14 protein-coding genes and 1 tRNA gene are annotated in these 14,210 nt (G+C 33.2%); 14 read left to right on the forward strand and 1 reads right to left on the reverse strand.

Annotated features, from left to right (window positions below):
- Positions 1-8 precede the first annotated feature (8 nt).
- The 9 genes from Z054_RS0109695 (at position 9) to Z054_RS0109740 (ending at position 8,896) form a co-directional block, all read left to right on the forward strand.
- On the forward strand, positions 9-794 hold the full coding sequence (locus Z054_RS0109695) for a type 1 glutamine amidotransferase domain-containing protein (protein ID WP_035091325.1): 786 nt from the start codon (positions 9-11) through the stop codon (positions 792-794).
- Positions 776-1,144, forward strand: a complete 369-nt coding sequence (locus tag Z054_RS0109700) for a nuclear transport factor 2 family protein (RefSeq protein WP_024769874.1) — start codon at positions 776-778, stop codon at positions 1,142-1,144. The genes Z054_RS0109695 and Z054_RS0109700 overlap by 19 nt, the downstream gene beginning before the upstream one ends.
- Positions 1,134-2,201: an NAD(P)H-dependent flavin oxidoreductase gene (locus tag Z054_RS0109705; protein WP_024769875.1), complete on the forward strand. Its 1,068-nt coding sequence runs from the start codon at positions 1,134-1,136 to the stop codon at positions 2,199-2,201. Before Z054_RS0109700 ends, Z054_RS0109705 begins: the two co-directional genes overlap by 11 nt.
- Positions 2,202-2,442: 241 nt before the next feature.
- A complete protein-coding gene (locus Z054_RS0109710) occupies positions 2,443-3,297 on the forward strand; it encodes a CPBP family intramembrane glutamic endopeptidase (protein ID WP_024769876.1) in 855 nt (284 codons plus the stop codon).
- A gap of 42 nt (positions 3,298-3,339) precedes the next feature.
- The gene (pafA, locus tag Z054_RS0109715; RefSeq protein ID WP_024769877.1) at positions 3,340-5,034 is read left to right on the forward strand and encodes an alkaline phosphatase PafA; all 1,695 of its coding nucleotides are present in this window, start codon (positions 3,340-3,342) and stop codon (positions 5,032-5,034) included.
- Positions 5,035-5,770: 736 nt separating this feature from the next.
- Entirely contained in the window at positions 5,771-6,181 is a 411-nt protein-coding gene (locus tag Z054_RS0109725) for a nuclear transport factor 2 family protein (RefSeq protein ID WP_024769878.1), read from the forward strand.
- A gap of 124 nt (positions 6,182-6,305) precedes the next feature.
- Complete coding sequence (locus tag Z054_RS0109730; RefSeq protein ID WP_024769879.1) at positions 6,306-6,911, forward strand: NAD(P)H-dependent oxidoreductase; 606 nt, start codon at positions 6,306-6,308, stop codon at positions 6,909-6,911.
- 91 nt (positions 6,912-7,002) lie between these two features.
- Positions 7,003-8,124 (forward strand): epoxide hydrolase family protein, encoded by a 1,122-nt coding sequence (locus tag Z054_RS0109735; protein ID WP_024769880.1) that lies wholly within the window; start codon positions 7,003-7,005, stop codon positions 8,122-8,124.
- A gap of 13 nt (positions 8,125-8,137) precedes the next feature.
- Positions 8,138-8,896 carry an SDR family oxidoreductase gene (locus Z054_RS0109740; protein ID WP_024769881.1) on the forward strand — a complete coding sequence of 253 codons (759 nt, stop codon included), beginning with the start codon at positions 8,138-8,140 and terminating at the stop codon, positions 8,894-8,896.
- 72 nt (positions 8,897-8,968) lie between these two features.
- Here the strand turns inward: Z054_RS0109740 and Z054_RS0109745 are convergent.
- Positions 8,969-9,050, reverse strand: a tRNA-Leu gene (locus Z054_RS0109745).
- 146 nt (positions 9,051-9,196) lie between these two features.
- Here Z054_RS0109745 and Z054_RS0109750 point away from each other — a divergent pair.
- From Z054_RS0109750 to Z054_RS0109770, 5 genes are all read left to right on the forward strand, one after another.
- Positions 9,197-10,138 (forward strand): ribose-phosphate pyrophosphokinase, encoded by a 942-nt coding sequence (locus Z054_RS0109750; protein ID WP_024769882.1) that lies wholly within the window; start codon positions 9,197-9,199, stop codon positions 10,136-10,138.
- A 23-nt stretch (positions 10,139-10,161) separates the two neighbouring features.
- Positions 10,162-10,797, forward strand: a complete 636-nt coding sequence (locus Z054_RS0109755; RefSeq protein ID WP_024769883.1) for a 50S ribosomal protein L25/general stress protein Ctc — start codon at positions 10,162-10,164, stop codon at positions 10,795-10,797.
- A 264-nt stretch (positions 10,798-11,061) separates the two neighbouring features.
- On the forward strand, positions 11,062-11,628 hold the full coding sequence (gene pth, locus Z054_RS0109760; protein WP_241461405.1) for an aminoacyl-tRNA hydrolase: 567 nt from the start codon (positions 11,062-11,064) through the stop codon (positions 11,626-11,628).
- Between the two features lie 162 nt (positions 11,629-11,790).
- Positions 11,791-12,723 (forward strand): bifunctional riboflavin kinase/FAD synthetase, encoded by a 933-nt coding sequence (locus Z054_RS0109765; RefSeq protein ID WP_024769885.1) that lies wholly within the window; start codon positions 11,791-11,793, stop codon positions 12,721-12,723.
- On the forward strand, positions 12,720-14,045 hold the full coding sequence (locus tag Z054_RS0109770) for an HTTM domain-containing protein (RefSeq protein ID WP_024769886.1): 1,326 nt from the start codon (positions 12,720-12,722) through the stop codon (positions 14,043-14,045). The genes Z054_RS0109765 and Z054_RS0109770 overlap by 4 nt, the downstream gene beginning before the upstream one ends.
- Positions 14,046-14,210 lie beyond the last annotated feature (165 nt).

Genomic DNA, 14,210 nt, shown 5'->3' on the forward strand with positions numbered 1-14,210 from the left:
AATTAGAAATGAAAAATTTACATAAAATCATCTTAGTAGGAGTTTTGGCCTTAATGAGCACTGCAGGGTATTCTCAAAAATTAAAAAAAACAAAAGTTCTATTTGTAGTTACCTCTCATGATAAGTTGGGAGATACTGATAAAAAAACAGGGCTCTGGATTGAAGAATTTGCAACACCCTATTACGAATTAGTTGATCAAGGAGTAAAAGTGGTAATTGCGTCTCCAAAAGGAGGTCAACCCCCAATTGACCCTAAAAGTACATCACCTGATTTTCAGACTGAAACGACTAAACGATTTTACAGTGATTCTAAAACACAGAGAAAATTTAGTAAAACATTAAAATTGAGCGAAGTGAGTCATGAAGATTATGATGCAGTATTTTATCCTGGAGGACATGGTCCGCTTTGGGATTTAGCCGAAGACACTAACTCTATTAAATTAATAGAATCATTTTACAACAACGACAAGCCAATTGCTTTTGTATGCCATGCTCCTGCAGCTCTGCAAAACGTGAAAGATCAAAGTGGTCAAGCGTTAGTAAAAGGTAAAAAAGTTACTGGATTTACAAATGGTGAAGAGGCTGCTGTTGGACTAACCAAAATAGTTCCATTTTTAATTGAAGACATGTTGATACAGAATGGTGCCATTTATAAGAAAGGAGCTGATTGGTCTTCTTTTGCGGTATCCGATGGTTTATTAATTTCTGGCCAGAATCCACAATCTGCAGGTTTAGTAGCTAAAACATTGCTAGAAAAAATTAAATCTATTAAATCATGTTCAGTAAGCAATTAGAAGAAATACAAGCTGTTCTCCAAAATTATTTTGAAGGTATTTATAACGGTGACGTAGTTCAGTTAAAAGAAGTTTTTCATTCAGAAACTCTACTTTTCGGAGATATTAAAGGCGTTCCCTATTTCAAAGCTATAACAGAATATATAGATGGCGTTAAAAGCAGAAAAAGTCCGAGAGACTTAGGCGAAGATTTTAAAATGGAAATACTTTCCATAGAGATATTGGGCAATAATGCGATAGTAAAGGCACAATTACCTATGTTAGGTTACAATTATTTCGACTTTTTGTCTTTAGCTAAAATTAACGAAGATTGGAAGATTGTCAATAAATTATTTACACATGTGGAATAAAACACAAGCATCCGAGTTGCTTAGAATAAAATATCCAATTATTCAAGGACCATTTGGCGGAAAATATTCTTCCGTCAAATTGGTTTCTTCCGTTTCAAATTTAGGGGGGTTGGGTTCATTTGGACTCAATTCCTATAGTCCAGAAGAAATATTGAAGATTGACGAAGATATTAAACGTTCAACTGATAAAGCCTACATGCTTAATCTTTGGGTTCCGTTTAAAGATGACCCTACTAATAGTTTTGAAAAGAAAGATTTTGATGCATTGAAAAAAGCTTTCACGCCTTATTTTGAACAATTGAAGGTTCCTCTTCCTGAAATGCCCAATCCAAAAACACAAAATTTCGAATTACAAGTAGAATCTGTTCTAAAAGCCAGGCCTCACGTGGCTAGTTTTATCTTTGGAATACCATCAAAGGAGATAATTCTTGAATTGAAAAAAAGAGGAATTACTAGCATGGCTACTGCAACTACACTTGATGAAGCCGTTATGATAGAGGAAGCAGGGATTGACTTGGTAATTGCATCTGGGTCGGAAGCTGGAGGACATCGCGCTTCTTTTATGAAATCCGCAGACGAATCTTTGACCTGTACGCGACTTTTGATTCATCAGGTAGTCGATAATGTTAGTACACCTGTAATCGCAGCTGGAGGCATTTCTAATGGAAAAGACATTGCTGATGTGTTAAAACTGGGTGCTGGCGCAGCCCAAATTGGAACAGCTTTTTTGGCAACGAATGAGTCAAATGCTTCAGATCTCCATAAATCTAAATTACTAACTAGTGAAACTATTAAAACCGATCTCACCAAAGTTTATACAGGAAGATTAGCCCGAGTAATTTCAACTGGTTTTTCTAAAGAAAATAATAACATCAAAATTACAGCTCCTTACCCAATTCAAAGTGCTTTTTTAAGCCCGTTGAGAAAGGCTGCCATAGAACAGAACAAGTTAGATTTGGTTGCATTTTATTCAGGACAACCTTCCACAACGCTTAAATATAAGTCTGTGCAGGAGCTATTCGTTTCATTAAAAGAAGAGGCATCAAAATATAGTTAACATTCACGAATAAATGGAAATAAAAACAGATAAATATTTTGAAAAAATAAAGGTGACTTTTAAAAACAATTTAAACAAATGGTTGATAAATTCAAGCGGAATTAATGTTAACGAAACTTACTTTTTCAGAATGAACAAAGTTTATGGTTAGTAGTGTTTTTCTGATTAATAGCTGTAGTGAATTAGGTGATGTTATCCATCCCTTGGTTCTCTCTTAATTTTTAATTAAAATCAAATGTAAATGTCAAAGAATTTATCGAAACGCAAAGAAACTTGGAATACAATTTTTATTTTCCTAATTATTGTTTCAATTGTAAGCACCCCGTTTTATCTTGCAATTGTTAATTTATATCCTTCTAGAATATACGTTGGAGCGCTTATGTGGTGTCCGGCAATAGCCGCAATAATTACACTTAAAATAAAAGGACGACCTATTTCTTCCTTACATTGGAATTGGGCAGATTTGAAATATATTCGCTGGTCTTATTTTACTCCTGCTATATATGTCTTCATTACCTATATACTCATTTGGTTTTTTGGATTAGGAGAATTATCGAATGTAGAGAGCATTATGGAATGGGCTAAAGAACTTGGATTAGTTGGATTTGGGACATTAAAACCAACATTTGTTATAATTATAGGTATTGTTTTGCTAGGAACTGTCGGTGTTATAAGAGCAATGGCAACGGTTTTAGGAGAAGAAATAGGCTGGCGAGGTTTTTTAATCTATGAATCAAGAAAAGTTCTTTCTTTTACCGGTGTATCCCTTTTTGTGGGATTCATCTGGGCATTGTGGCATTGGCCAATACTATTATATTACAGTGAAAATGTCACTTTGGAATTTACAACTTTTTTTGTTTTTGTAATTTCGATGTCATTTATTATGACTTACTATACTTTTAAATCTAAAAGTATATGGCCAGCAGTAATTTTTCACTCGGTAAGTAATGTATTTGTTCAAAAAGTATTCCCACCTTTAACAGAAAAAATCGAAGGAACTGAACATTGGCTTGGAGAGAATGGAATTATGTTTGCCATTGTAACCTTTGTATTTGCAATATACTTTTGGAGAAAAGCACTTAAAGAAAAATTATAATATATACATAAACAGATTTAATAATCAACACAATAAAATTTGATGAACACCCTAATAAAGTCAAAAAGAATAATATCTATTTTAATATTATATCTAATTAGCTCAAATTTTTCTTATGCACAGTCTGATGACTTAAAAAAACCAAAATTGGTCGTTGGAATTGTAGTAGATCAAATGAGGTCTGAACAATTATATAGATATGCAAAAAAATATAGCGAAGATGGTTTTAAAAGAATTTTACGCGATGGATTCAATTTTAAAAACACCCAATATAATTTTACGCCAACAGCTACTGCACCAGGTCACTCATCAATATATACAGGTACAACACCAGCAATGCATGGTATTATAGGTAATAGTTGGTACAATCGGTATAAAAAGAGCTATACCAGCAGTGTGGAAGATACTACCGTAGTTTTAATTGGTAGCAAGAAGCAAAATAATACAGGAGCTTCACCCAAACAGTTATTGACGACTACAATTTCTGACCAACTACGTCTGAATACTAATTTCAGATCAAAAGTAATTAGTGTTTCATTAAAAGACAGAGCAGCTGTATTACCTGGTGGTCATCTTGCCAATGCAGCATACTGGCATGATATCGAAACAAGTCCAGGCTATTTTGTTTCGAGTTCTTATTATATGAATGAATTACCTAAATGGGTAAGTCAGTTTAATAAATTAGAGAAATCGAGCAAATATTTAGATACTGTTTGGAATACGTTATTCCCGATAGAGAGCTATACTGAAAGCTATGGGGATAACAACAAATATGAGGTTGTCCTTGGAGAAAACAGCCCAACCTTCCCTTATGATTTCAAAAAACTTAGAGAAAAATATAGAAAAAGAAATATAGAATATTTGATGTTAGGGTTTTCACCAGCTGGAAATACATTACTCACTGAATTCGCTATGGATGTAGTTAAAAATGAAAAATTGGGTAATGATGAAGAAACAGATATGCTCACTATTAGCTATTCTGTTACGGATAAAGCTGGACATATATTCGGCCCAAATTCAGTTGAAATAGAGGACATTTATATAAGATTGGATCTTGAAATAGGTAAACTTCTAAGATACTTAGACAAAGAAATTGGTAAAGGCGAATATACACTATTTCTTACCTCTGATCATGGTGCAGTTCCAATAGCCTCTTATTTAAATGATCTAAAAATTCCTACTGGAGTCGCGAGAATAACAAGATATAAAGACCAATTAAGTAACTATTTGAACACTAAATATGGAGAAGGTTCATGGATTCAAAATTTCGATGGAGATCAGTTGTATTTGAACAGAAATATCATCAATGAGAAAAAATTACAATTAGAAAGTATTCAACAAGATGCTGCAAATTTTTTAGTAAATCTTGAAGGAATTAGTGGTGCTTTAACTGCCTATCACTTACAAACCAGTCAATATAATTCTGGTTTAAGAGAGCTCATTCAAAATGGATATCAACATAAAAGATCTGGCGATGTTCTTATAACTTTTGATGCTGGTTTAGTTCAAGATGATGATCCTGAAATTGAGGTATCTTCGGTAAAAGGAACCATTCATGGTTCAGGTTATAGTTATGATACTCATGTTCCTTTACTTTGGTTTGGAAATGGAATAACGCATGGAGAATCAGTTAGGAAAGTTTCACCTATTGACATATCATCAACACTAACAATGATGCTTAATCTTCAATTGCCAAGTGGAAATAGTGGAAGTCCATTAATAGAATTATTTAAATAATGTACTCAATAAGTCTATTAATTAAAATGAAACTAAAAAAGCACCTAAAACCATGTATCATTAATTGCTATGGCAAGTGATGATACACAAACACGTTAAGCACAATACTTAGAAATGAACGTCAACTTAAGTAATAAAAAATCAAATTAGAAACCAAAAATGAGAATAGAATCATTTAATGAACATATACACTTTAATGATGATAGTATTATTACGAAAGTCATTTTAGAATCGTCGTTTTCAAGAGAGATTAGAATTCTATTGAAGCGGAAACAGATAATGAAAGAGCACAAAGCACCATTTCCAATAATAGTTCATGTTTTGGAAGGAGAAATTGAATTTGGAATTTAGGAAGATGTTCATTTACTAAAAAAAGGAGCAATTATTTCTTTAAATAGAAATATACCTCACAACTTAAAAGCACGAAAGGATAGTAGTGTTCGCTTAACACTTTTAAAGCTTGATAAGCCTGAACGTTTAGACAAAGTAATTGAAGACTCTAAACAATAGCAGTATGAAGATTATAGAAAACCGAAAAGATGTGAGCCAATTGATAAATGCTTTTTATGCTAAAATCAGAAAGGATGTATTATTAGGTCCTATTTTTAATAGGCATATTCAAGATGAAAATTGGTCAGAACATCTTACTAAACTCACTGATTTTTGGGAGACTAATTTATTTGGAATAGCAAAGTTTAAAGGAAATCCATCAGCAAAACATATAAATATTTTAATTATGGAACAAAAACACCCACTTCCACCATTTACGTTGGAAACTGCAAAACAAAAAATTCAAATAGCAGAAGATGCCTGGAATTCTCAAAATCCTGAAAAAGTAAGCTTAGCATATACTGTTGATAGTGAATGGCGAAATCGAAATACATTCATTAACGGTCGAGACAAAATAGTATCTTTTTTAACCAAAAAATGGAAAAATGAATTAGAATATAAATTAAAGAAAGAATATTGGTCACATATGGAAAATAGAATAGCCGTTAGATTTGAATACGAATATAGAAATGAAGATGGAAAATGGTTTAGGGCATATGGCAATGAGAACTGGGAATTTGATAATAATGGACTAATGGATAAAAGATACGCAAGTATTAATGACCTTGAAATAAAAGAAAAGGATAGACGATTGTAAAAGATATAGAAGTGGGCAAACATGGTTTGGGTCTCTGATATCAAATATAGTAGAACCATAAATGGTTTTTGAAATTATTGAAAACCATTTAGAATTTGTTTATCATCATTAATCGGGAAATAAAATGAATGTAGTGATTATATATTGTCATCCAAGTAAAGAATCTTATACATATAAAATATTAAGACAACTAAAAAAAGTTTTGAGAAACGAAAACATAAAATTTCAAATCTCAGATTTATACGATATGGATTTTCAAGCTGAAATGACTGAACAGGAATACATGCGAGAAGGACTTTTAAATTTAGATTTACCAATTTCAACAGATGTACAAAAAGAACAGAAAAAAATTGAAACCGCAGATTGCATAATTTTCTTGTATCCCGTTTGGTGGAGTGATTGTCCTGCCAAATTGAAAGGTTGGTTTGATAGAGTATATACTGTTGGATATGCTTATGGATATAACACTAAAGGAAAAAAAATTAAGAAAATGAAAACTATCAAATATGGAATCTCTTTATGTACAGCTGGGCATCCTAATGAGTTTTTAGGTGAAATTGGTATTGCCGAAAGTATGAGAAATGTGATGATTGATGACAGATTGGGGCAACGGTTTAATAAAAAGGAGATGATAATATTGGGAGGAACTTTAGACCGAGAAAAAGTCGAGAATGAACATTCTGAAATAGTTAAGAACATTGGGAAACGAATAAAAAAGTACTGTGCTTAACAATGAATATAGTCAAAAGGTAAATATAGTAAAGCATCTTTAGCTAAAAATTAGCCGTTGCTTATTTGAGATAAAAATGTAAATAAAAAATATGATAAAACCCTATTTAATAAATGTGCATCAAGAAATTCTGGATGATTTGAATTTAAGAATCAAAAACACTCGTTGGCCTGATGAAATGGACAATTCTGAATGGAATTATGGCTCTAATTTATCATACATGAAAGAATTAAGCAATTACTGGCTCAATGATTTTAGTTGGAGAAAAGTTGAAAAGGAGATTAATGCATTTCCAAATTTTATGGCAGAAATTGATGGTCATCAAATTCATTTTTTACATATAAAAGGTAAGGGTGAAAAATCTATCCCTCTAATCATCACTCATGGATGGCCAGGCTCATTTATAGAGATGCTAAAACTCATACCACTATTAACTAATGACGAGAATTTTTCTTTTGATCTGGTAATCCCTTCAGTTATTGGATTCGGATTTTCTAGTAAATGTGTAGAATCTGGATGTGACAATGCTTATGTAGCAGGCGTATGGCATAAACTAATGCTCAAACTTGGTTATAAAAAATATGGTGCGCAAGGAGGAGATATAGGTTCTGGTATTAGTACGCGACTAGCAATGAAATATCCTGACCATATAATAGGGATACACCTTAATTATGTTTCTGATTCTTTTCAACCCTATATGACAGAAGAAGAACTTTCTGAAGATGTCATAAAATACAATCAAGGACTTGAAGAATGGGCATCTAGAGAAGCGGGATATGCCTATATACAAAGCACAAAACCAATAACATTGGGGTACGGATTAAATGATTCACCTATTGGTTTGTGCGCTTGGATAGTCGAAAAATTTAATAGTTGGAGTGATAATGAGGGCAACCTTGAAAACATATTTACAAAAGATGAAATATTAGCCAATATTACTCTTTATTGGGTAACACAAACCATTCATTCATCTATAAGAATTTATAATGAGAATAGTAAAAACCCGATGAAGTTTGGAGTAAATGACTTCGTGAAACCACCAGTTGCTTATGCTAATTTTCCTAAGGAATTGTCTAGACCACCTAAAGCATACATGTCAAAAGGATATAATGTAACACGATGGACAAACATGCCAAAAGGAGGTCATTTTGCTGCTATGGAACAACCTGAATTGTTAGCTTCCGATATTAAAGATTTTTTCTATTCACTATAACTATTGAAAGAAAATGGAATTTGAAAACAAAAATGTATTAATTACTGGAGGTTCTAAAGGTATTGGCAGAGCTACGGCTATAGCTTTTGCAGAGAAAGGTGCAAACATTGCAATTAACTATAGATCTAATGATCTTGCTGCCAAAGAAACACTTTCGTTATTAAAGAGAGGGAATCACATTTTACTAAAAGGAGATGTGTCAAATGAGGGCACTCCTAAAACACTTATTAGCGATTTCATTAAGAAATACAACACACTAGATGTTTTGATAAATAATGCAGGTGTTGCAATCTTCCATGAAATTGATAATGTAAACTTTGATCATTGGAAAGATGCCTGGCAAACAACAATTAATACAAACTTAATATCCGTAGCTAATCTTTGTTACTGGGCTTCAAAAGCAATGATAAAAAATAATGGAGGTCGCATTGTTAATGTATCATCTAGAGGAGCATTTAGAGGAGAGCCTAACATGCCTGCATATGGATCTAGTAAGGCTGGCCTCAATTCCTTGAGTCAATCACTTGCTAAATCACTTGCAAAGTACAATATAGGAGTTGGTGTTGTTGCTCCAGGGTTTACCGATACAGAAATGGCTACAAGTGCATTAACAGATGAAGAAAAAGAAAGTCTACTACTAGAATCCCCTTTCAAAAGAATGGCGAAGCCTAGTGAAGTAGCGCATGCAATAGTATTTCTTGCATCCAAACAGGCATTGTATTCTTCAGGAGCAATCATTGATGTAAATGGAGCTTCATATTTAAGAACATGATATTCGGAGACTTAAAAGTTGCCCTTAAAAATAACAAAACCCTGACAAGCAATTGTTTATCAGGGTTTCTAGTACTCGAGGTGGGAATCGAACCCACACTCCCGAAAGAACTGGATTTTGAATCCAGCGCGTCTACCAATTCCGCCACTCGAGCATATTCGGATGGCAAAATTAGCAAAATATTTTTTTCTGGCCATTAAATAAGTAATAAAATAAAGGTCAGAGTGAAAATAAATTTCTAAATTTGCACCTTGTTTTCAGAAAAAAGTTTTAACTCATTACAATACAACATTTTACCCTATGCCAACCGCAGTTACAGAAGCAAAATTTTTTACATGTAGTCAAAGTACCGAACTTGCAGAAAAAATAGCAACTGCCTATGGTGCTAAATTAGGTAATGTTATTACATCGACCTATAGTGATGGTGAGTTCCAACCTTCTTTTGAAGAATCTGTAAGAGGATCCAGAGTTTTTATTATTGGATCAACACATCCTAATTCTGATCATCTTATGGAAATGTTATTAATGCTTGATGCTGCCAAAAGAGCTTCTGCTAGACATATCACTGCTGTGATGCCATATTATGGATGGGCCAGACAGGACAGAAAAGACAAACCAAGAGTTCCTATTGCTGCAAAATTAATTGCAAAAATGCTTGAAACAGCAGGAGCTACAAGAATTATTACAATGGATTTGCATGCAGATCAAATTCAGGGATTCTTTGAAAAACCAGTAGATCATCTATTTGCTTCTACTATTTTCTTGCCTTATCTGCGATCACTAAATCTAACTGACCTTACGATTGCCTCACCAGACATGGGAGGATCAAAAAGAGCTTATGCCTATTCTAAGGCATTAACGAGTGATGTAGTAATTTGCTATAAACAAAGAGCAAAAGCCAATGTGATTTCACATATGGAACTTATTGGAGATGTAACAGGAAAAAATGTAGTCTTAGTTGATGATATGGTAGATACCGCAGGAACATTAACCAAGGCAGCAGATCTAATGATCGAAAGAGGTGCAAAAAGTGTTAGAGCTATTTGTACTCATCCTATCCTTTCGGGTAGCGCTTATGAGCGATTAGAAAACTCAAAATTAGAAGAATTAATTGTAACCGATTCTATTCCTCTAAAACAAGAAAGTAATAAAATCAAAGTTGTAAGCTGTGCAAATCTATTTGCAGATGTTATGAACAAAGTTCATAAAAACGAGTCGATCAGCTCTAACTTTATAATGTAAATACTAATTAATAAATTTTTAAAATGAAATCATTAACAATCAATGCATCTCAAAGAGAAAGCGTAGGCAAGAAAGCAACAAAAGCCTTACGTAATGCTGGACAGGTACCTTGTGTTATTTATGGTGGAGACACTATTGTACACTTTGCAGCACCAGAAATTGCTTTCAAAAACTTAGTGTATACTCCAAACGTTCATACCGTGGTAATAGCTTTGGATAATGGTACAAAAATAAATGCTATCCTACAGGATATTCAATTTCACCCTGTAACCGATAAAATTTTACATATCGATTTTATTGAAATTTTTGACGATAAGCCAATCACTATGGAGATTCCTTTCAGAACGACAGGAAGTTCAAGAGGGGTTCTTAATGGAGGTGTACTACGTTTTAACCTAAGACGTATTAAAGTAAAAGGTCTTGCAACTAATCTTCCAGATCTTATCGAAGGAGATATCACCAACCTAAAAATCGGAAATAAATTAACCGTTACCGATGTAGCAAGTGATAATTTTACGATCCTACACCCAGACAATACAGTGATCTGTATGATTAAGACATCTCGTACTGCTGTTGAAGACGAAGAAGAAGAAGAAGAAACTGAAGGTGCAGCTGAAGGCGCAACTGAAGGTGCAGAAGCTCCTGCAGCAGAAGCATAATCTTACGGTTTTAATATAATATAAAAGCATTCTGAATTGAATTCAGAATGCTTTTTTTATTTTTATGAAAATTTTCGGAGCGTATCCCCCACGCTTCAACGTGGAGGCCGGGCTATATGCTGTATCTTTTTTTGCAACCCATCGACTAGCTCAGGGCAGCAAAAAAAGGATACCGCTCCTATCCCTCACGCAAATAAAAACAACATGTTTTCGATAATTAAAAAATTATTTTCTAAACAACCCCATGAAAATCAAGAAGATCTCATGAAAAAATTTCTTGTTGCCGGTCTAGGTAATATTGGTCCAAAATACCACAATACTCGTCATAATATCGGTTTTAAAATTCTGGATGCTTTGGCCAAAGAAGAAAATCTCACTTTCGAAACCAAAAAACTAGGCGATCTTACTACATACAAATACAAAGGAAGAACCATTATACTTCTCAAACCTAATACCTATATGAACCTTAGCGGAAAAGCAGTTCGATATTGGTTAGAGAAAGAAAAAATACCTTTAGAAAACCTTTTGGTTGTTACCGATGATATTAACCTCTCTTTTGGTACTATCCGCCTCAAATCCAAAGGCAGTGCTGGCGGTCATAATGGACTTAAAGACATCGAAGCACAATTACAAACTTCTAAATATTGCAGGTTTAGATTTGGAGTTGGTGATGAATTTGGTAAAGGCAGACAAGTAGACTACGTATTAGGAGAATGGAATCCCGAAGAAGAATCTGCTATACCAGAACGATTAGAAAAAGGAATCACTTTGATTAAATCTTTTGCCACTGCAGGAACATCAAATACAATGAATACCTTTAACGGAAAATAAAGAAATGTCTCAGAACTATTTTTTATTTTTACAACTGCTTAAAATCTTACTTCTCAAAATGAGCCATAACAATCATAATAACTTTCTACCTAGCAATAGACAGGTTATATTATTTATTAACGAATTCTATCTGACAATTGAAATCAAATCAAAAATGAACAGATGAAACGTTATACTAATGCAAAAACATATGATAGCCAAATACATTCTGTAGTTACTATAGGTACTTTTGATGGTGTACATATTGGTCACAAAAAAATAATAGAACGCCTGATAGAGAGTGCCAGAAAAAACAATCTGGAGTCGGTTATTCTTACATTTTTTCCACATCCCAGAATGGTACTACAACAGGATTCGGATATTAAACTTATCAACACTATTGATGAGCGTATACAGATATTAGAAAAGACAGGACTAGACAGTTTGGTTATTCATCCATTTACCAAAGAATTCTCTCGTCTAAGTGCGGGAGAATATGTACAACAAATGCTTGTTGATTGCCTTAAAGCAAAACATGTTATTATAGGATATGATCATCGGTTTGGGCGTAATCGCAATTCTAATATCACAGATCTTGCTTCTTATGGTATACAAAATAATTTTACTGTAGAAGAAATTTCTAAACAAGATCTTGATGATGTCGCGGTAAGTTCTACCAAAATCAGAAAAGCACTATTCGATGGAAATATTACTCAAGCAAATGCGTATCTGGGGTATTGCTTTATGTTAACCGGTAAAGTAGTAGAAGGAAAAAAACTTGGGCGTAAACTTAACTATCCGACAGCTAATTTACATATCAAAGAAGATTACAAACTAATTCCAAAAAATGGAGTCTATATTGTAAAATCATTTATTGATAGCAAAACCTATTTTGGAATGATGAATATAGGCACAAATCCTACGGTAAACGGCACTCGACAAACGATAGAAACTCATTTCTTTGACACTTCTTTTAATTTATATGACAAAAAGATTCAGATCGAAATGATAAAACGTATTAGAGATGAGAAAAAATTTGATTCCCTAGAGCAATTACAAGATGCTATGCAGCAAGATGAAGATTTTTCTCGTGATTTTATAAATTCTTTGGTATGATCAATCGTTGGCTATTCACTCATATAGATAATAGTTCCCTTATTATATTTAGAGTTTTTTTTGGATTCCTGATTGCTTCAGAAGCTATTGGAGCTATTTTTACAGGCTGGGTTACTCGCACCCTAATCGAGCCCAAATTTACTTTTAACTTTATTGGTTTAGATTTTTTACAACCTTTACCCGGTAATGGTATGTATTATTATTTTGCCATAATGGGGGTTTTTGGCCTTTTAGTAATGATTGGTTTTAAATATCGATGGAGTATGATTGGCTATACCATATTATGGGCAGGGGTTTATTTTATGCAAAAAGCATCTTATAACAACCATTACTATCTCTTATTACTACTTTGCATAATAATGTGCACGCTACCAGCAGGGAATTATTTCTCGATAGATGTAAAACAAAATCCATTACTCAAAAAAATTGCGATGCCCAGGTGGTGCATATTAGTTATTATTGCTCAACTCTGGATTGTATATACCTATGCATCGGTAGCTAAATTATATCCAGACTGGCTAGATTTTACTGTTGCCAAAAACCTGATGATTGGTAAAGCAAATTATCCTATTGTAGGAAACATTCTTCAGGAACATTGGACACATGTTTTTATTGCATATTATGGTATCTTATTCGACTTATTGATTGTCCCCTTACTACTGTGGAGGAGAACCCGATTAGCCGCTTTTTGTTTTAGTGTATTTTTCCATATTTTTAATTCTATTGTTTTTCAAATAGGGATATTTCCATATTTATCATTGGCATTTACCGTCTTTTTCTTTACAAGAGAAAGGGTACATCATCTGTTTATGAGAAAGAAGGAATTTTATAATGCAGGAGAAGTCATTATTCCTTCATACCGTAAATTTCTACTTCCTGTACTAACAATATGGTTTGTTATACAAATCTTGCTTCCTATTCGTCACTGGATTATCCCGGGAGATGTATTATGGACAGAAGAAGGTCATAGAATGAGTTGGCGTATGATGCTAAGAGGTCGATACGGTACTACTAATTTCTATTTTGTAGATAAAAATGATCCTAAAGCATTGCAAAAATTAATAAACAAAAATGATTACCTCTCCAAAAAACAATTGCGGTTAGTATCATCAAAACCAGATGCTATGTGGCAATTTGCACAAAAACTCAAGGCCGAATATGCCATAAAAGAAAAAGATATTGCCATCTATGTCCATAGTAAAGTATCTATTAATGGCAAAAAATACCAAACACTTATCGACCCAAAAGTTGATCTGGCCAGTGCTTCATGGAATTATTTTACTACAAATCCATGGGTTCTCAAGTATGAAGAAAAAGAATAAAATAGTCTTATGATTTATGACATAAAAAAGAGTCAAAGCGTTCTTTTTTATGATAAAACAAGCTAAAATTAAGTTATTTTTCGATACCTATAGTATTTAATTGTAAAACCTTATGTAGTTTTGCATAGTTTAAAATCAAGGAAATACGGTTTTAACTCGAAATTA

This window comes from Aquimarina macrocephali JAMB N27 (assembly GCF_000520995.1).
Taxonomy (GTDB): Bacteria; Bacteroidota; Bacteroidia; order Flavobacteriales; family Flavobacteriaceae; genus Aquimarina; species Aquimarina macrocephali.

Bases quoted from the DNA above. Each gene is read 5' to 3' on its own strand.
- Z054_RS0109695 (WP_035091325.1), top strand. From the start codon at position 9: ATGAAAAATTTACATAAAATCATCTTAGTAGGAGTTTTGGCCTTAATG.
- pafA (WP_024769877.1), top strand. From the start codon at position 3,340: ATGAACACCCTAATAAAGTCAAAAAGAATAATATCTATTTTAATATTA.
- Z054_RS0109725 (WP_024769878.1), top strand. From the start codon at position 5,771: ATGGAACAAAAACACCCACTTCCACCATTTACGTTGGAAACTGCAAAA.
- Z054_RS0109700 (WP_024769874.1), top strand. From the start codon at position 776: ATGTTCAGTAAGCAATTAGAAGAAATACAAGCTGTTCTCCAAAATTAT.
- Z054_RS0109735 (WP_024769880.1), top strand. From the start codon at position 7,003: ATGATAAAACCCTATTTAATAAATGTGCATCAAGAAATTCTGGATGAT.
- Z054_RS0109740 (WP_024769881.1), top strand. From the start codon at position 8,138: ATGGAATTTGAAAACAAAAATGTATTAATTACTGGAGGTTCTAAAGGT.
- Z054_RS0109750 (WP_024769882.1), top strand. From the start codon at position 9,197: ATGCCAACCGCAGTTACAGAAGCAAAATTTTTTACATGTAGTCAAAGT.
- pth (WP_241461405.1), top strand. From the start codon at position 11,062: ATGAAAAAATTTCTTGTTGCCGGTCTAGGTAATATTGGTCCAAAATAC.
- Z054_RS0109705 (WP_024769875.1), top strand. From the start codon at position 1,134: ATGTGGAATAAAACACAAGCATCCGAGTTGCTTAGAATAAAATATCCA.
- Z054_RS0109730 (WP_024769879.1), top strand. From the start codon at position 6,306: ATGAATGTAGTGATTATATATTGTCATCCAAGTAAAGAATCTTATACA.
- Z054_RS0109770 (WP_024769886.1), top strand. From the start codon at position 12,720: ATGATCAATCGTTGGCTATTCACTCATATAGATAATAGTTCCCTTATT.
- Z054_RS0109755 (WP_024769883.1), top strand. From the start codon at position 10,162: ATGAAATCATTAACAATCAATGCATCTCAAAGAGAAAGCGTAGGCAAG.
- Z054_RS0109710 (WP_024769876.1), top strand. From the start codon at position 2,443: ATGTCAAAGAATTTATCGAAACGCAAAGAAACTTGGAATACAATTTTT.
- Z054_RS0109765 (WP_024769885.1), top strand. From the start codon at position 11,791: ATGAAACGTTATACTAATGCAAAAACATATGATAGCCAAATACATTCT.